At 69.6% G+C, this 15,768-nt stretch carries 17 protein-coding genes and 1 tRNA gene; 14 read left to right on the forward strand and 4 right to left on the reverse strand.

The genetic code is table 11. From position 1 onward, the window contains the following. The first annotated feature begins 47 nt into the window (after positions 1–47). The gene (locus tag K6U06_RS16495) at positions 48–848 is read left to right on the forward strand and encodes a 50S ribosomal protein L11 methyltransferase (RefSeq protein ID WP_262323055.1); all 801 of its coding nucleotides are present in this window, start codon (positions 48–50) and stop codon (positions 846–848) included. 66 nt (positions 849–914) lie between these two features. Then, a complete protein-coding gene (locus K6U06_RS16500; protein ID WP_262323056.1) occupies positions 915–2,555 on the forward strand; it encodes an APC family permease in 1,641 nt (546 codons plus the stop codon). A 78-nt stretch (positions 2,556–2,633) separates the two neighbouring features. Here K6U06_RS16500 and K6U06_RS16505 read toward each other — a convergent pair whose 3' ends face one another. Further along, positions 2,634–3,464 carry an alpha/beta fold hydrolase gene (locus K6U06_RS16505; RefSeq protein ID WP_262323057.1) on the reverse strand — a complete coding sequence of 277 codons (831 nt, stop codon included), beginning with the start codon at positions 3,462–3,464 and terminating at the stop codon, positions 2,634–2,636. Positions 3,465–3,587: 123 nt separating this feature from the next. Here K6U06_RS16505 and K6U06_RS16510 point away from each other — a divergent pair, with 123 nt between their 5' ends. After that, entirely contained in the window at positions 3,588–4,193 is a 606-nt protein-coding gene (locus K6U06_RS16510; RefSeq protein WP_262323058.1) for a TetR/AcrR family transcriptional regulator, read from the forward strand. A 10-nt stretch (positions 4,194–4,203) separates the two neighbouring features. On the opposite strand, the gene K6U06_RS16515 is transcribed toward K6U06_RS16510, so the two are convergent. The 3 genes from K6U06_RS16515 to larB form a co-directional block, all read right to left on the reverse strand. Next, positions 4,204–4,794 (reverse strand): TIGR03086 family metal-binding protein, encoded by a 591-nt coding sequence (locus tag K6U06_RS16515; protein ID WP_262323059.1) that lies wholly within the window; start codon positions 4,792–4,794, stop codon positions 4,204–4,206. A gap of 219 nt (positions 4,795–5,013) precedes the next feature. Beyond that, on the reverse strand, positions 5,014–6,279 hold the full coding sequence (gene larC, locus K6U06_RS16520) for a nickel pincer cofactor biosynthesis protein LarC (RefSeq protein WP_262323060.1): 1,266 nt from the start codon (positions 6,277–6,279) through the stop codon (positions 5,014–5,016). After that, complete coding sequence (larB, locus tag K6U06_RS16525; RefSeq protein WP_262323061.1) at positions 6,276–7,124, reverse strand: nickel pincer cofactor biosynthesis protein LarB; 849 nt, start codon at positions 7,122–7,124, stop codon at positions 6,276–6,278. Before larB ends, larC begins: the two co-directional genes overlap by 4 nt. A gap of 37 nt (positions 7,125–7,161) precedes the next feature. On the opposite strand from larB, the gene pheA reads away from it, so the two are divergent. From pheA to K6U06_RS16575, 11 genes are all read left to right on the forward strand, one after another. Then, positions 7,162–8,133: a prephenate dehydratase gene (pheA, locus tag K6U06_RS16530; RefSeq protein WP_262323062.1), complete on the forward strand. Its 972-nt coding sequence runs from the start codon at positions 7,162–7,164 to the stop codon at positions 8,131–8,133. 18 nt (positions 8,134–8,151) lie between these two features. Then, positions 8,152–8,778 (forward strand): nitroreductase family protein, encoded by a 627-nt coding sequence (locus K6U06_RS16535; RefSeq protein WP_262323063.1) that lies wholly within the window; start codon positions 8,152–8,154, stop codon positions 8,776–8,778. Between the two features lie 27 nt (positions 8,779–8,805). Further along, a complete protein-coding gene (locus K6U06_RS16540) occupies positions 8,806–9,198 on the forward strand; it encodes a DUF2237 family protein (RefSeq protein WP_262323064.1) in 393 nt (130 codons plus the stop codon). A 47-nt stretch (positions 9,199–9,245) separates the two neighbouring features. Further along, a tRNA-Ser gene (locus K6U06_RS16545) sits at positions 9,246–9,333 on the forward strand. A 224-nt stretch (positions 9,334–9,557) separates the two neighbouring features. Next, positions 9,558–9,770 (forward strand): ribbon-helix-helix domain-containing protein, encoded by a 213-nt coding sequence (locus K6U06_RS16550; RefSeq protein WP_262323065.1) that lies wholly within the window; start codon positions 9,558–9,560, stop codon positions 9,768–9,770. Further along, positions 9,763–10,116: a type II toxin-antitoxin system VapC family toxin gene (locus K6U06_RS16555; protein WP_262323066.1), complete on the forward strand. Its 354-nt coding sequence runs from the start codon at positions 9,763–9,765 to the stop codon at positions 10,114–10,116. The genes K6U06_RS16550 and K6U06_RS16555 overlap by 8 nt, the downstream gene beginning before the upstream one ends. Before the next feature lie 111 nt (positions 10,117–10,227). Further along, positions 10,228–10,980: a PspA/IM30 family protein gene (locus K6U06_RS16560; RefSeq protein ID WP_262323067.1), complete on the forward strand. Its 753-nt coding sequence runs from the start codon at positions 10,228–10,230 to the stop codon at positions 10,978–10,980. After that, complete coding sequence (locus K6U06_RS16565; RefSeq protein ID WP_262323068.1) at positions 10,977–11,885, forward strand: hypothetical protein; 909 nt, start codon at positions 10,977–10,979, stop codon at positions 11,883–11,885. Before K6U06_RS16560 ends, K6U06_RS16565 begins: the two co-directional genes overlap by 4 nt. 235 nt (positions 11,886–12,120) lie before the next feature. Further along, positions 12,121–12,432: an ArsR/SmtB family transcription factor gene (locus tag K6U06_RS24790; protein WP_410051070.1), complete on the forward strand. Its 312-nt coding sequence runs from the start codon at positions 12,121–12,123 to the stop codon at positions 12,430–12,432. 169 nt (positions 12,433–12,601) lie between these two features. Further along, complete coding sequence (locus tag K6U06_RS16570) at positions 12,602–14,080, forward strand: NRAMP family divalent metal transporter (RefSeq protein WP_262323069.1); 1,479 nt, start codon at positions 12,602–12,604, stop codon at positions 14,078–14,080. A gap of 188 nt (positions 14,081–14,268) precedes the next feature. Next, complete coding sequence (locus K6U06_RS16575; protein ID WP_262323070.1) at positions 14,269–15,714, forward strand: LCP family protein; 1,446 nt, start codon at positions 14,269–14,271, stop codon at positions 15,712–15,714. The last annotated feature ends 54 nt before the right edge of the window (positions 15,715–15,768 follow it).

Genomic DNA, 15,768 nt, shown 5'->3' on the forward strand with positions numbered 1-15,768 from the left:
CCGTCCATTGTGGCGGACATCCGGGCCGGGGCGTGACAGTGTTTCCTGTGCCCCAGGACATGGTCGTAGAGCTCACCGTCCCCGAGGGGGTTGCCGAGCTCTCCGCCGACCGGTTGTGGGGGGCCGGAGCGACCGCGGTGGGCTGGCAGGACCGCGACGGCGCCGTCACCCTCGTCGCCTCTTTCCCCACCTCTGACGCGGCCCGCACGGTGGCCGAGGAGCTGGGCGCCCAGCTGCGCGCCGTCGACGATTCCTGGCGGGATGTGTGGAAGCGCTACGCCGAGCCGGTCCGGGTCGGCGGGCTGGTCGTGGCGCCGGCGTGGCGGGACGTCGAGGTGGGCGGGCGGCTGGTGGTGCGCATCGACCCGGGCTGGAGCTTCGGCAGCGGCACCCACCCGAGCACCAGGTTGATCCTCGCCGAGCTGGACCGGCACCCGCCGGCCGGGCTGCGGGTGCTCGACGTGGGTTGTGGCAGCGGGATCCTGGCGGTGACCGCGGCGCTGCTCGGCGCAGCGGCGGTGGACGCGGTCGACATCGAGGTGGACGCAGTAGCGGCGAGCACGGCCAACGCCGACGCAAACGGGGTCGGAGAAAAGGTGCGGGTTTCGGCCACGCCGGTCGGGGACCTCCAAGGCACCTGGGACCTGGCCCTCGTCAACGTCACCGCGGCGGTCCACGCAACAATCGGAGCGCACGTCGCGCCCCTGGTGCGCAGCGCGGGCCGGTTGCTGCTCGCCGGCCTGCTCCCCGGGCAGTGGCGCCACGTCGCGGGCGCGTATCCAGGGACCGCGGTCGTCGACCGGCCCGAGCTGGACGGCTGGGAAGGCGTGATCCTGATCAAGGCGTGAGAACTCGCGGCCGCGGGTACTGGTCGCTGGAAGGCAGGTGGGCGCCGGTAGACGGGAGGCGACGACATGGCCACAGCGCTCGATCGTGGGACGACGGCGTCGAAGAGCGGGTTTCGCCGGGAGGTGGGCGTGGTCGGCCTGCTGTTCACCTCGCTCGGTTCGGTGATCGGCTCCGGCTGGCTGCTCGGCGCCTTGCACGGAGCGCAGGCGGCAGGACCGGCGTCGCTGATCTCGTGGCTGCTCGCCGGGGCGGTGGTGATCGTGCTGGCGCTGGTCTACGCGGAGCTCGGAGCCGCGTACCCGGTGGCCGGCGGGTCGGTGTCGTTCCCGATCTACGCGTTCGGCGGCTCGGCCGGGATGGTCAACGGGTGGATGGCGTGGCTGGGCACGGTGGCCCTGGCCCCGATCGAGGTCGAGGCTGCGCTCACCTACCTGACCAACCTGAAGCACCTGCACTGGCTGACCCACACCCCCAAGGGCAGCACCAGCGCCGTCCTCACCTTCCCCAACGGGTTCTTGGTGGCGGTGGCGCTGGTCGTCGTCTTCGCGGTGATCAACGTCCTCGGCGTGCGGTCGCTGGCCCGGACCAACACCGCGGCGGTGTGGTGGAAGACCGCGATCCCGGTGCTCACCTTGATCACGCTGATGGTCACCGCCTTCCACTCCGGCAACTTCAGCGCCGGAGGAGGCTTCGCTCCCTTCGGCGTCCGGGGGATCTTCGCGGCGTTGCCGGTCGGTGTGGTGTTCGCCCTGCAGGGGTTCGAGCAGGCCACCCAGATGGGCGCCGAGGCCCGCAACCCGAGCAAGGACCTGCCCCGGGCGATCATCGGGTCGGTGCTCATCGGGGTGGTGGTGTACTTCCTGCTCGAGGTGGCCTTCGTCGGCTCCCTCGACCCGGCCAACCTGGCGCACGGCTGGGCCAACCCGATCCCGAAGGGCAACTTCGGCCCATACGCCACGATCGCCTCTGGCTTGGGGCTCACCTGGCTGGCGGGGATCATCTACGCCGACGCGTTCATCTCCCCCGCGGGGACCGGGCTGATCTACACCGCCACCAGCAGCCGCATCAGCTACGCGATGGGACGCAACGACTACTTCCCGTCGAAGGCTGCGGTGCTCTCCGAGCGGGGGATCCCGGTGTGGTCGATCGGGGTTTCCGCGCTGGTCGGGATCGTCATGCTGCTGCCGTTCCCGGGGTGGGAGAGCCTGGTCAACTTCATCACGTCCGCGTCCGCTCTCATGTACGCGTTCGCTCCCCTGGCCCTCGGCGCCCTGCGCCGCCAGGACCCGGACCGGCCCCGCCCCTACCGGCTGCCGGCCGCCGGTTTCTGGGGTCCGGTCGGGTTCGTCATGGCCAACCTGATCTTCTACTGGGGCGGATGGAAGACCAACTGGCGCCTGATGGCCGCCATCGCCATCGGCGCCGTCGTCATGGCCGTCGCCCGCGCCTTCAAGGACCCGGCGTCCCGGCCCGCCCTGGACTGGCGCCACAACTGGTGGATGATCCCGTGGCTGGCCGGTCTGACCGTCATCTCGGCGTTCGGCCAGTACGGCACCGGCCACAAGATCATCCCGTTCTGGATCGACATCGCGGTGGTGGCGGTGTTCTCGCTCGCGGTGTATCGGTTGGCGCTCTACACCCGCCTCCCCCACCACGTCACCGCCGGGTACGTGGCCGATACAGCCAGCGAGATGGAACTCGAGTAGCCGTGAGCGTCAGGCCTCCTGCCGTCAGCGAGGCGCGTGGCGGTCCCGGGGGTCGCCTGGCCGTGGGCAGCCGCTCGATCAGCTCCTGGGGCCAGGGGCGGTAGCCGTTTGGGGGGCGGGCAGCTGCGCCCAGAAGTCTGCCAGGGCCTCCGCGACCGGCGCCGGCGTCTCCTCCGGCCACCAGTGGCCGACGCCATGCAGATGCGCCGTTGTCGCTCCCGCTTGGCGCGCGGCCCACTCGTGTTGCTCCACCGTCCCGCTGGCGCGCTCGAAGTCGTCGACGGCGATGAGAGCCAGACCCGGACGTTGCGCAGCTTGGGCCAGCAGCCGCCCCGCTTCGGCCATCGCCGGCTGGCGAGCCGAGCGCAACAGCTTGAGCACGGCGTGGCCCATCTCGGGGTCCATGCCCGCCGCGACCCGCTCCGCCATGCGCCCGGTCATGCCCAGCGCCGACGCCACTGCGAGCCGCTGCTGCAAGTCGCCTCCCCACAGTTCCTGCACCGAGGCTTCCCCGGCGCCTTCCTGCTGCCACACCTGGGCCCGCGGGTGCCAGGCGTAGTCGGGCGCGAAGACCCCGAGCGCGTCGGAGGCCCAGCTGCGGATCAGGTCTGGGCGACTCATGGCCAACGCCGCGACGTGGATCCCGCCCCAGTCGTGGCCGACCACGTCGACCGGGGCGCCGAACATCTCCAGCTGAGACGCCAGCCAGTTTCGGTAAGCAGTCGTCGACGAGTCGAACCCGCGGGGCGCGGGGACCCCGAATCCGGGTGGAGACACGACGATCGCGTCGGGCCGATCGAGCTCGCCGATGAGCGGTCCCCAGATGACTGCTGACTCGGGATTGCCGTGGACTAGGACCAACGGGGTGCGCGACACAAGACGACCTCTCAGATACTTGTTGGTTGACACGCAAGTATCGTACCAGCTCGTTACGCCCAGCTCGTTACGCCCAGCTCGTTCCGCCCAGGCCGTTACGCCCAGGCCGCCGGCGGCGGACCATATGCTTGGCCGACCCATGCCCGAGCAGTCCTGATGCCCGATCCGCCTCCCGTTCGCCGCACGCAGCAAGAGCGCCGCGAAGAGACCGAACGCAAAGTGCTGGCCGCGGCCACGGCGTTGATCGCCCAGCATGGGTCACGCGCCCTCACCCTGGCGGCGGTCGGCGAGGGCGCCGGTTACAGCCGGGGCATCGTCTCCCATCACTTCGGCAGCAGGGAGAACCTCCTTCGGGCGGTGATGCGCGAAGCTCGGACGTTCGCCCTCCCAGAGGTCGGGGACAGCGCCGCGGATTGGCTGGCCGCGACCGTTCGCGCCTATCTGAAGAACGTCACCAGCCGACGCCCAGCGGCCAGCGCGTTCCTGCAGATGTGGGGTGAGGCGATCGCCGCCGATCCCGTCTTGATGCCGCTGTACGCGGAGCACGACGCCAGCTTCCGGCGGCTCCTGGCCGACAAGGTCCGCGACGGGATCCGCGACGGATCGGTGCGAGCCGACGTCGACCCCGACGCCATGGCCGTGTCCCTCGTCGGTCTCCTGCGGGGGGTGGCGCTGCAGCTGATCTCGACTCCGCCCCCGCCGCGGGTGCAAGCGATCATCAGCGAAGCCGAGCGCTCCACCCGTCGTGCGCTCCAGCCGTGAGGCGAGCCAGCTAAGCCGGGTTGCGGCCGAGGAACGCAGCCAGGCGGTCGTAGGCCCCCCGCCCGTCGTCGGCGTCGACCTCGGGGGCGAAGGGCATCCCGTCGGCGGGGTCGCCCCGGTATTCGGGTGGGGCCAGCGGGCGGCCGGCGACGAAGGCCGCCTCCGCCAGCTCGTCGTCGAGCATGGCGCCGCGGCCGACGGCGTGGGCCAGGTCCCAAGTGTGGGTCACCAACTCCATCAGGTACATGTCCACCAGCTGGCTGCCCCGGTAGTCGACACCCCAAGGCATCGTGGTCACTCGGGCCACGTTGGCGTCGGTCCATCGAGCGGCTGCGTCGGCGGCCGCGGCCCGCACCGCCAGCACCGCCGCGTCTCGGTCCAGGTGTTCGGACTCGACCGTGTCGGCTCGGCCGTCGGCGAGCGCCGCGGCCCGCCGGGACGCGAACACGGCGTGGTCGACCAGGCCGGCGACGTCCCACTCCGTGCAAGGGGTGGGCAGGCGCAGCTCGTCTGGACTGACCGAGTGGATGACGCGGGCAAGCTGTGAGTAGGCGGCCTGCAGTTGCGGGCGGCGGTCGTCGGTGAGGGTGGGCGTGCTCATGGCGGGCTCCTGGGCTCGTGCGGACGGCCATGCGCCGGTCCTGGGCGTAACCTACGAGCGCTAACCGGCCACCCTCTGACCGGTTATGGCGCCCGATGCGGGTGCTTGGAGCGGCGGTTGGCATCCGGCGGCCGGGGCGTCGGGCGGCCGAGGCGTCAGGCCGCCGGGGCGTCAGGCGGCCGGGGCGTCAGGTGGCCGGGGCGTCAGGCGGCCGGGGCGTCAGGTGGCCGGGGCGTCGGGCAGGCCCCTGCTCCGGGCCTCTTCCTCCGCCCGGCGGGCAACCTCGCGCACCGGCAGGTGCACCAGGCGGGCCACCCGCACCACGTCGTCGTGCTCCGCCTTGATCCGGTCCGGGCCACGTTTGACCCGGACCACGTGCCCATTTACCTCCACCTGGTCGAAGCTGCGGGGCGCGGTCCAGCGCACCAGGTCGCTGCGCCGGACGCCGAGAGTCCCGGTCTCCTCGGCCAACACCTGGCGCAGCGCCTCGGCCAGCGCCGGGTCGGCGAGCGCACTGACCACGTGGGCTGGGCGGCCCTTCTTCCCGAGGACCGGCGCCAGCCACGCGTCGTGGGCCCCGGCGGCCATGAGGGCGTCCAGGGTGTGGCCGAGCACCTCGCCGGTCACGTCGTCGACGTTGGCCTCGAGCAACACCACGGGATGGCCGGCTCCCGCTGCGGTCGAGGCGGCGGTGCCGACGACCACCTGCAGAGCGTTCGGCCGCCCGTCGAGGTCCCGGGTGCCCGCCCCGTAACCGGAGGATCGCACCGTCATCGCCGGCATGGGGCCGAACCCGCGGGCCAAGGTGGAGGCCAGGGCGGCGCCGGTGGGGGTGGTGAGCTCGACGGGGATGTCGGTTCCGTAGGTCGGCGCGCCGGCCAGGAGCTCCACCACCGCAGGGACGGGGATCGGGAGCAGGCCGTGAGCAGAGCGGACCATGCCGGTCCCCTGGGCGATCGGGCTGGCCCAAACCTCATCGATTCCTAGCACCTCCAGAGCCACGCACGTGCCGACGATGTCGATCACCGCGTCGGCGCTGCCGACCTCGTGGAAGTGGACCTGGGCCGCCGGCCGGCGGTGGAGGCGCCCCTCGACCTCGGCCAGACGGGCGAAGGTGGCCAGGGCCCGGTCCCGGGCTCGAGGGGGAAGCCGGGCCTCGGTGATCAGCCCGACGATGTGGGCGTGGGTGCGTACCACTTCGTCGTTGCGGACCCGGACGCGGAGATGGGTTGCGGCGACCCCGCCGCGCAGGACCTCCTCGGACTCGATCGACCAGCCGCCCACCGACAGGGCCGCCAGCTCCCGCTCGATCAGGGCCAGGTCGGCGCCGGCATCGACCAGGCTGCCGAGGGCCATGTCACCGGCAATGCCGGCGAAGCAGTGCCACCAGGCGATGGTCCTGCCCGACGCGCCTGCATCCTCTGCGGGGACCCCGTCGCGGACCGACGGGCGTTGCGCTCGCCGCCCGTGCTGGGGGTCGGTCACTGGCTCTGGCCCGCCTGCGCCGTCCCGGGGCGCTCCACTCCGGCGGGGACGTCGGTCCCGACCGGGGCGGGCTCATCGAGCTCTGCGGGGACGGCGGTCCCGGCGGGGGTCGGCCACAGCCGGGCGACCGCGAAGGCGGCCCCGAAGCCGTTGTCGATCCCGACCACGGTGAGTCCCGACGAACACGCGCAGAGCATGCCGAGCAGAGCGGTCACCCCCTCCAGGGCTGCGCCGTACCCGACGCTCGTCGGCACCGCGACGACCGGGACCGAGGTGAGACCGCCGATCACGCTGGCCAGCGCACCTTCCATCCCGGCAACGACCACGACTGCGTCAGCCTGCTCCAGCTCGTCGAGGTGGGCGAGGAGGCGATGCAGGCCGGCGACGCCGACGTCAGCGAGGAGGCTGGCATTGAACCCGAACGCAGCCAGCGTGGCCCGGCACTCGTCGGCCACCGGCAGGTCTGCGGTCCCGGCGGTGACGACCAGGACCTTCTCCGGCCGGGGAGGCGCGGCCCTCCACACGACGGTGTCACCGCTCACCTCGCCACCGGGGTTGGCTGCGAGAGCGATGGTCACCTGTGTCGGATCGGCCCGGCTGAGCACCACTGGGCCGCCGCCGGCGTGGCCGAGCAGCTCGGCGACGATCCCGGCGCACTGCGCTGGCGTCTTACCGGGAGCGAACACCGCCTCGGGTCGGCCTTGCCGGATCGGGCGGTGATGATCGACCTTGGCATACCCGAGGTCGACGAACGGCAGCCGGCGCAGCTCGCGGACGGCGTCGTCGGGACCGACCTCCCCGGAGCGGATGCGGTCGACGAGTTGGTGCAAGGCGGACACTTCCATGGCTGACCCATCCTGCCCGGCCCTAACCTGGGCAGCAATGACGGCGCTGGTGACCCCGACGACCACGATCAGCTTCCTAGGCCCGCGCGGGACGTTCACAGAGGAGGCGCTGCGCCGCGACCCGGAGCTGGCGGTGGCCAGCCACAAGGCGATGGGGACATTCGTCGAGGTGCTCTCGGCGGTGGGGACCGGCTCGAGCGATTTGGCGTTCGTCGCCCTCGAGAACTCGATCGAGGGGACCGTCCCGGTCACCGTCGACCAGCTGATCTTCGAGCGGGAGCTGATCATCCTCCGTGAGGTGGTTCTCCCGATCACCCAGAACCTCCTGACCCGACCGGGCACCACCCTGGCCGACGTGCGCCGGGTGGTGTCGTTCCCCCACGCCACCGCGCAGTGCCGGCGCTGGCTCGGCGCCAACGTGCCCGCCGCGGTCGAGATGGCCGCCACGTCAACCGCCGAGGCGGTCCGTCTGGTGGCGGAGGGAACCGACGGTACCGGGGCGGGCACCGCCGCGATCGGCACCGCCCTGGCCGCCGAGCTCTACGGGCTCGACGTGCTGGCTTCCCACATCGAGGACCACCCCGACAACGTCACCCGCTTCGTCTTGGTCGGGCCGGCCGACAGCACCATCCCTGCGCCCACCGGTCACGACAAGACCAGCGTCGTGTGCTTCCAGTCGGCGGACCGGCCCGGCAGCCTGCACGGGATCCTCGGCCAGTTCACCGCCCGAGACATCAACCTGGTGAAGCTGGAGTCCCGCCCGACCAAGCATCGCCTCGGCGACTACTGCTTCATCATCGACTTCGAGGGCCACGTCGCCGACGAGGTCGTCGCCGACTGCCTCCGGGACCTCCACGCGACCCTCCGCGAGTTGAAGTTCCTCGGCAGCTACCCGGCCGCCGGCGACGGCGCCCACGCCATCCGGGCCACGGCCGGCGAGGCGTGGAGGGCGGCGGACAGCTGGATGCGTGAGCTGCAGGGAAGGGTGGACACGCAGCAGGGCCGCTGAGCGGGTAGGCATGGGGCCATGGACACCGCCGTCACCGACCACCTCCTCACCACCACCCGCGCCGTCCGCAAGCGCCTAGACCTGGATCGCCCGGTAGAGCCGGACGTGATCCTCGAGTGCCTGAGGCTGGCCATCCAGGCCCCGACCGGCTCCAACAGCCAGGGCTGGAGGTGGATGGTCGTCACCGACCCCGACAAGAAGGTCAAGCTGGCCCGCCTTTACGAGGAGGGCGGTGGGGACTACCTACGCAAGAACGCGACGGCGGCGGGAGCGCAGGGTCGGGTGTACAGCAGCGCGGCGTACCTGCTCGACGTGCTCCACCGGGTTCCGGCGATGGTGATCCCCTGCATCGAGGGCCGGGTCGACGGGGCGTCCAACGGCCAGGCCGCCGGCTTCTACGGCTCCATCCTCCCGGCGGTGTGGAGCTTCCAGCTGGCGTTGCGGTCAAGGGGTCTCGGCTCGGCGTGGACGTCCCTGCACTTGCACAAGGAGAAGGAGGCGGCCGAGCTGCTCGGCATCCCTGACAACATCTCGCAGGTGGCGCTGCTGCCGGTGGCCTACACCATCGGCGACGACTTCAAGCCGGCGGTGCGCCGTCCCGTCGAGGAGATCACCTTCTGGGACAGCTGGGGGCATACCCGCTGAACGGCGGCGGGCTGCGATACTGCGCAGATGACTGAGCGCAACGTGCTGGGCGGGGAGCTCGAGTCCTGTGGATTCGATCCGCTGACGGGCTTCTACCGCGACGGATGCTGCAACACCGGACCCGAGGACCTGGGCAGCCACACCATCTGCGCCGTGGTCACCCAGGAGTTCCTCGATCACCAGCGTCGGATCGGCAACGATCTCATCACCCCGATGCCCGCCTACGGGTTCCCCGGCCTGGTGCCGGGGGACCGGTGGTGCGTTACCGCCATCAACTGGCTCCGGGCACACCTGGACGGGGCCGCCGCCTTCGTCGTCTTGGCCTCGACCCACGAGCGGGTGCTCGACGTCGTGCCCCTCGACGCCCTGAGGGAGCATGCCGTGGACGTGCCCGAGGACCCCGGCTCGCTCACGGCCTGACGCCAATACCCGTCCGACCGACCCCGGCCGCTACCATCGGGCGCACTGGAGGGATGGCAGAGCGGCCGAATGCGAGGCTCTTGAAAAGCCTTGAGACGCAAGTCTCCGTGGGTTCAAATCCCACTCCCTCCGCCACTTTTGGAGGCTCCGCCTGCGGGCGACGGCCATGAGGCGTTCATAATTGTCGAACGTTTCGCAGCCTCGACCGCTGGGTGCTGGTTCCCAACGACCTCACTGACGCGTTGCTGCGACTTGCAAGCGGCGCCGCAAACGAGCCGCCCACCGACGAGCGACACTGGCAGCGCGACATTGCCCCGTGATCGGCGACTCCGTAGGGCGGTGTATGCTCCGTGGTGTATATGGCTACGAGAACGCAGATCTACCTCACCGACGAGCAGCGGGCTCGCTTGGCCGAGCGGGCCCGCCGCCAGGGGGTGGCGATGTCGCAGCTCATCCGGGAGGCGGTCGACTCGCTGCTGGAGGGGGAGGACGACTTCGACTTGACGTTCGGGGCCGCCCCGGGAATAGCCGGCCGGGTGCCGTCGCGCTCGGAATGGGATCGACGTGGCTGAGCTGCTCGTAGACACGGACGTGTGCATCGACCACCTCGCAGGCGTGCGCCGCCTCCCCCGAGGATCCGGCCGACTTGGCTACTCGGTCATCACCCGAGCCGAGTTGCTGGCCGGCGCCGAGGACGACGAGGAGGCCGACGTCCGGCGTCTCCTGGCCGGCATGGACGAGATCCCGGTCGACCGCCGGGTCGCCGATCGAGCCGGCCGGTTGCGCCGCGAGGTCTCGATTCTGCGGATGCCCGACGCTCTCATCGCCGCCACCGCCGTTGTGCACTCGCTGTCGCTTCACACCAAGAACACTCGCGACTTCCGGAGGGTCCCTGGGGTGCGGCTGCACCGCAGCTGAACTGACGCTCCGGCGAAGAACCCCGTCTGGTGACCGCAGCCGGCAAGGCGGCCCTGGGCCTCGCCGGCCGGGCTACGCTGCGCGCGGGTCCAATTACCGGAGGCTACGACAATGAGCTGGATCAGGATCTTCTCCCGAGCCAACAGCTATGCCGAGGCCAAGGCGGAGGCGGAGTTCGATGCCCACGCCGACCCCAAGGTGCAGTTGGAGCAGGCGATCGCCGGGATGCAGGAGCACCACCGCGACCTCGAGGCGGCCGCCAGCCAGGTGATCGCCCAGGAAAAGATGGCCAAGATGCGCTTGTCGGACCTTTCCGACCAGGAGGCCAAGTACACCAAGTCGGCGCTGGCGGCCAAGCAACAGGGCAACCTCGACATGGCCCGTACCTTCGCGACGCGTATCGCCGCCCTCCGGGAGCAGATCCAGGGCTTGACCGCCCAGATCCCCCAGCTCGAGGAAGCGGCCGCCGACGCCCGCCAGGCGGTCCAGGAATCCGCGGACCAGCTCCAGCAGAAGCTCAATGAGAAGGGGACCATTCTCGCCCAGGTCGACCAGGCGAACATGCAAAAGGAGATGGCCGCCAGCCTCAAGCAGGTGAGCGACCTGACCCGCAGCAGCGACGTGCCGTCGCTCGACGAGATCAAGCAGAAGGTGGCTGCGCAGTTCGCCGAGGCCCAGGCCTCGACGGAGCTGACGAGCAACAGTCCTGAAGTGCTCGAGATGCACGCCCACCACGCGGAGCTGACCAGCGAGGCCGACCAGATTCTCGCCGAACTCGACTCAGGAGCGCGCCAGCCCGCGGCACTCAGCCCGCCTCCAGCGACCTCCGACGGCGCAAGCGTTGCGCTCGGGGGGCAGACATGAGCAAATGGCGAGAGCGACTCATGGCGCACGGGGAGGTCTCCCGGGACTCCCTTGACCCTTACCGAGCCGCCGGTAGGGGCGTGTACGACTACATTCTGCAACTCGACGAGATCCGCAGCGGGGACGTCTCAGAGCCGGGCGTGCAGGCGGCGTTGCTGGCCGGTTGGGTCGCCTTCGCCCTCCAGGTCCTCGGCGACGAAATGCTCGACGCCGACGCCGCGCTCGACCCGGCGACCGCGAACTACGTACCCAAGGTGACCTCCGCGCAGGTGCACGAGTTCTATGAGCCGGTACAGGCGTGGATGGCCCGCGCCAGCGCCGCCAAGGCGAACCCGAACTACCGAATCGACGTTCCCCTGCCTGAGGTCCTCCCCGAATGGGTAGAGGTCGAGCCCTGCCCGCCCGCCCACCTACTAGCGCTGCGCCAGGCCGTTGCCCGGCTGCGCGAGTACACCGAAGGGACCCTGTCGGGATTCGACCCGGGTCCCGGCCAGGCGCACGCCAAAGAAATCGTCGCCCAGGGTATGGCCGAGGCCGCGTCGGCGAGTGACTACGCCAACGCGATGTGGGGCGGTTCGTCGGGACCGGCGCCCGCCCAAGTGCACGAGGGGATCGAGATCGCTCTCAAGCACGCCGCCGAGGCATACTTCTACCTCGGCCAGGTGATCGCGACACCCAGCCTCGCCGACGCACCGCGCCGCGAGCGCGAGACACCGCCCGAAGAGGGCGGACCCAAGTCTTTCCTCGAGACGATGGTCCGCTCCTACCCCCAGGTGGCGCAGCGACCGCGGGGCGCCTTCTCGGGTATGGGAGGGGGCATCCTCGGGGGCATAATCGGAGGGGAGATCATCGACCAGATTCTCGGCGGAGGAGGCAGCGGAGGCGGAGGCGGTTGGGGCATTTGACCGAGGACACGTCCGGGAGACGCAAACGCACTGGGCGCCAGCCGGTACCCGCGCCGAGACGAAGCACCCCGACCTGAGGTCCCATGGCCGGGTTGCCACCGATTGCCCGGACGCGAAGGTTGGCAGAATGGGAACTGACATGCACGACTCTCTGCCGATCACGCGGCTTTCGGGCAGCGGCGAAGCACAGGAGCCCTCGGTGTCCCGGGAGCTGAGTCAAGAGATTGCCGACGCGATGTTCGCCCTCTCCACACCCAGCCGGGTCCAGATACTCTGCCTGTTGTCGGGCGGTCCTCGGACTGTCGGGGACTTGTGCGAGGGGTTAGACATGGAGCAGTCGGCGGTCTCTCATCAGCTGCGCATCTTGCGGGAGCATCAGCTGGTGCGGGCCGACCGTGTTGGTCGCAGCCGGGTCTACGAGCTTGCCAGCGAACACCTCATAGACCTGCTTTCTGCGGCCGTTGACCACGTCGAACGCAGCGACCCAAGGTCACGGCGCTCCAGGCGCGGGGTCCAGCATCGTGCTTCGTCTGTAGACCAAAGGTAAGCGCCCTGTGGACAGTCGGCGGCCGCCCGACGAGGTCGTGGTTGTGGACTTCGGCCCGGATGCGGCTAGACGGTCGGTGCTCGACCGAGCCCACCAGGGGGACATCGTAGGGGGCTTCGGTCGGATCGCAGCCTCTGATACTGCACCTCGACGGTCCTACCGGCGGCGGATGGGTGCCCTCTTGGCGATCGTCGGCCCAGGCGTCATAGTCATGGTGGCCGACAACGACGCCGGCAGCTTGGCCACTTTCGCGCAGGCCGGGCAGGACTACGGCCTCAGGCTGGTGTGGCTGCTTGGCTTGTTGGGCATTGCGCTGTTCGTCACCCAGGAGATGGTCGCCCGGTTGGGGGCGGTAACCGGTGCAGGTCACGCACGGCTGATCTACGAGAGGTTTGGGCCCCGCTGGGGCGGCTTCGCTGTTGGCGACCTCCTCGTCCTCAATGTGCTCACCGTGATGACGGAGTTCATCGGGCTGCAGTTCGGCCTCGGCTACTTCGGCGTCAGTAGGTGGATATCCGTGCCGTGCGGCGCCGTTGCGCTTCTCGCCATCACCGCTCTTGGGGACTTCCGACGATGGGAACGGGCTATGTGGGGCTTGGTCGGGGCCAGCCTTGTCGTGCTCCCGCTCGGACTTGTTGTGGGGGGCGCACACGGCACCGGCAATGCGGGTGGCATGACCGGCGCAGCCACTGGCACGGGCATCTTGTTCGTCGTCGGCATGGTCGGAACGACCGTGGCTCCGTGGCAGCTGTTCTTCCAGCAGTCCAACGTCGTCGACAAGCGGATCACCACCAGATGGATTCCCTACGAGCGGGCAGATACTGCTCTGGGCACAGTGGCGTTCCTTGTCGTTGGTCTGGCGGTGGTGGCAGGATGTGCCGCCGCCTTCCGGGTGGGCCCGTTGCACGGCAACTTCATCGACGGCGAGTCGGTCGCGCGGGGACTCCGTGACCGGGTCGGCTCCTGGGCCGGGTCGGTGTTCGCCGTCGCCCTCATAGACGGATCGCTCCTCGGGGCCAGCGCCGTCAGCTTGGCCAGTTCCTACGCGCTGGGTGACGTGCGCGGGACCCGTCACTCCCTGCACCGTCGGTGGGGCAACGCCCGCACGTTCTACGCCACCTACGCCGTAAGCATCATCGGAGCGGCGGTCGCCGTCCTGGCATCGAACGGCTCGCTTGGGGCGGTGACCTTGGCCGTCCAAGCTCTCTCCGGGGCGCTTTTCCCAAGTGCGGCAGTGTTCCTGCTGTTGTTGGCCAACGACAGGGAGGTGCTCGGCCCGCACGTGAACCCCAGGTGGTTGAACGTCGCCGCCTCCGCTGCTCTAGGCGGCCTCATCCTTCTCTCGAGCGTCCTGGGACTGACCACCGTCTTCCCTCACCTTGCGGCCCGTCCGGTGACCATGGGCATCGGCGGAGCCGCATCGGTTGCGCTCGTCGCATGGCTGCTGTTGCACCGTTCCTCCGCGACGAGCGAGGTGGTCGCCTGGGACCCGATGGAGCGACGTACCTGGACAATGCCGCCGATTGATTCCCTCGGCAGGGCACCGATGTCCAGGTCGAAGACCGTCGGACTGGTGGCTTTGCGCGCCTACCTGCTGCTCACGGCTGCGCTCATCGCGGTCCGGCTGGCCAGGATGGTAGCTCCGTAGCTCCGCAGCTCCGCAGCAACCGGACGCCTGAGCTGAGGCCGGGGTTCCCGCTGTGACGCGACCACTGCGCCGACGTCTCCTACTAACATGAACGCCTGTTCATGCGTACTGCCGGCCACCCCCTGTCGACGAGTCGAGGACGCCCCATCAGGCGGTGGCCGAGACGGGTCCTGGTCGCCGTCAACATAATGGTTGCCACCAGTCTTCTCGGCATCGGTGCCGTTTACGGCTACGCCCGGTGGCGTCTCGACTCGATAACAACCGTTGCGGCGTCCCACCTGACCAAGGTCGGTGGTAGCAAAACTGAGCAGGCCCAGACCTCCGGTGGGCTGCCGCCCGAGAACATCTTGCTGATCGGAAACGAGACTCGAGCCGGTCAGAACGGCTTTGGCAGCCCGACCCTTTACAGCGGTTCCTTGAGCGACATCATCATGATTGTTCACCTCGACCCAGCCACGGGTCGCGCCTCACTTTTGTCGATCCCGCGAGACCTATTCGTCCCGATGCCCGCCGGAAGCCCGGTCGGGCCCTATCAGAAGATCGACGCCGCGCTCAACGACGGCGCCAACGGGCCCAACAACCTCATCGCAGCCATTACCGATGACCTGGGAATTCCGATCAATCATTACATCGAACTCAAGTTCGACGGCGCTGAGGCGATGGTCAACGCGCTCGGCGGAATCAGGGTTGACTTCCCAGATCAACTCTACGATGCGACCTCCCGCCTCCGCATCACCGCCACTGGGTGCCAGCTGCTGGGAGGCGCCCAAGCGCTGCAACTCATCCGCTCCCGCCACGTCCAGTACGACGCTCCCGGATCACCGGCCAACCCGGCCGACTGGCCGGCGGATCCCCAGTCCGACCTCTCTCGCATCGCACGGGACCAGTTGGTCATGCGGATCCTCGTGAAGACTGCTGAGTCGGAGGGCTTCACCAACCCACTGAAGCTCAACAGCTTCCTGGGCGCCCTCCTGAGCCAGGTCATCATCGATCCCGGGCTGAAGGGTCAGCTGACGAAGCTCGTCACTCACTTCCGGCACCTGGATCCCTCCACCGCCCCCGAGATCACATTGCCGGTCACACTGGTTGGCGGGCCCAGCGGCTACTACTACGCTGGCGCAGCGATCGGCGACGTCGACTTCGCCGTCCAGCCAGCTGACAATGCGGCGATCGCCGCGTGGGACGCCGGCTCGCTGCCGGCTCCAACCGTGCCGAGCGCCGTTCGGGTCGAGAACCTCGCCGGCACGTACCATCTGGCGGCCAAGACAGCGGCAGCCTTGAACGCTGATGGACTGGCGGCGACTGCTGCTGGCAACCTGACCGTCCCGGCAAGTGAGACCGAGACGCTCATCGATTACCCACCGGGCGGAGTAGCGGATGCCCTGGCCGTCGAGGCACACCTGCAGGGCGCGATTGTGCTGCGACTGGACACGACAGTGGCAGCCGGCACCGTCACCGTCGAGGCCGGCAGCCTGCTCGCGGGCGTTCCAACCTCGCCGACCAACCCGGCTTCGGCGAGCTCGACGGCGCCCACCCAATCGCCCGCCGCCGCGCAAACCGTTCCGACTCCGGGCGGTCAAACACCTAGCCCGTCTACCGCCTACATGGCCAATTGGGAACCGAGGGCATGCTGATGAACCCTCACAAAGTTCACCTACAATTTGATTTGCTACTTACCGTGCACTGCA

It is taken from the genome of Acidiferrimicrobium sp. IK (assembly GCF_025499425.1).
In the GTDB taxonomy this organism is placed as follows: Bacteria; Actinomycetota; Acidimicrobiia; order Acidimicrobiales; family Palsa-688; genus Acidiferrimicrobium.

Bases quoted from the DNA above. Each gene is read 5' to 3' on its own strand.
- K6U06_RS16510 (WP_262323058.1), top strand. From the start codon at position 3,588: ATGCCCGATCCGCCTCCCGTTCGCCGCACGCAGCAAGAGCGCCGCGAA.
- K6U06_RS24790 (WP_410051070.1), top strand. From the start codon at position 12,121: ATGTTCGCCCTCTCCACACCCAGCCGGGTCCAGATACTCTGCCTGTTG.
- K6U06_RS16560 (WP_262323067.1), top strand. From the start codon at position 10,228: ATGAGCTGGATCAGGATCTTCTCCCGAGCCAACAGCTATGCCGAGGCC.
- pheA (WP_262323062.1), top strand. From the start codon at position 7,162: ATGACGGCGCTGGTGACCCCGACGACCACGATCAGCTTCCTAGGCCCG.
- K6U06_RS16500 (WP_262323056.1), top strand. From the start codon at position 915: ATGGCCACAGCGCTCGATCGTGGGACGACGGCGTCGAAGAGCGGGTTT.
- K6U06_RS16575 (WP_262323070.1), top strand. From the start codon at position 14,269: ATGGTTGCCACCAGTCTTCTCGGCATCGGTGCCGTTTACGGCTACGCC.
- larB (WP_262323061.1), bottom strand. From the start codon at position 7,124: ATGGAAGTGTCCGCCTTGCACCAACTCGTCGACCGCATCCGCTCCGGG.
- K6U06_RS16550 (WP_262323065.1), top strand. From the start codon at position 9,558: ATGGCTACGAGAACGCAGATCTACCTCACCGACGAGCAGCGGGCTCGC.
- K6U06_RS16515 (WP_262323059.1), bottom strand. From the start codon at position 4,794: ATGAGCACGCCCACCCTCACCGACGACCGCCGCCCGCAACTGCAGGCC.
- K6U06_RS16570 (WP_262323069.1), top strand. From the start codon at position 12,602: ATGGGTGCCCTCTTGGCGATCGTCGGCCCAGGCGTCATAGTCATGGTG.
- K6U06_RS16540 (WP_262323064.1), top strand. From the start codon at position 8,806: ATGACTGAGCGCAACGTGCTGGGCGGGGAGCTCGAGTCCTGTGGATTC.
- K6U06_RS16535 (WP_262323063.1), top strand. From the start codon at position 8,152: ATGGACACCGCCGTCACCGACCACCTCCTCACCACCACCCGCGCCGTC.
- K6U06_RS16565 (WP_262323068.1), top strand. From the start codon at position 10,977: ATGAGCAAATGGCGAGAGCGACTCATGGCGCACGGGGAGGTCTCCCGG.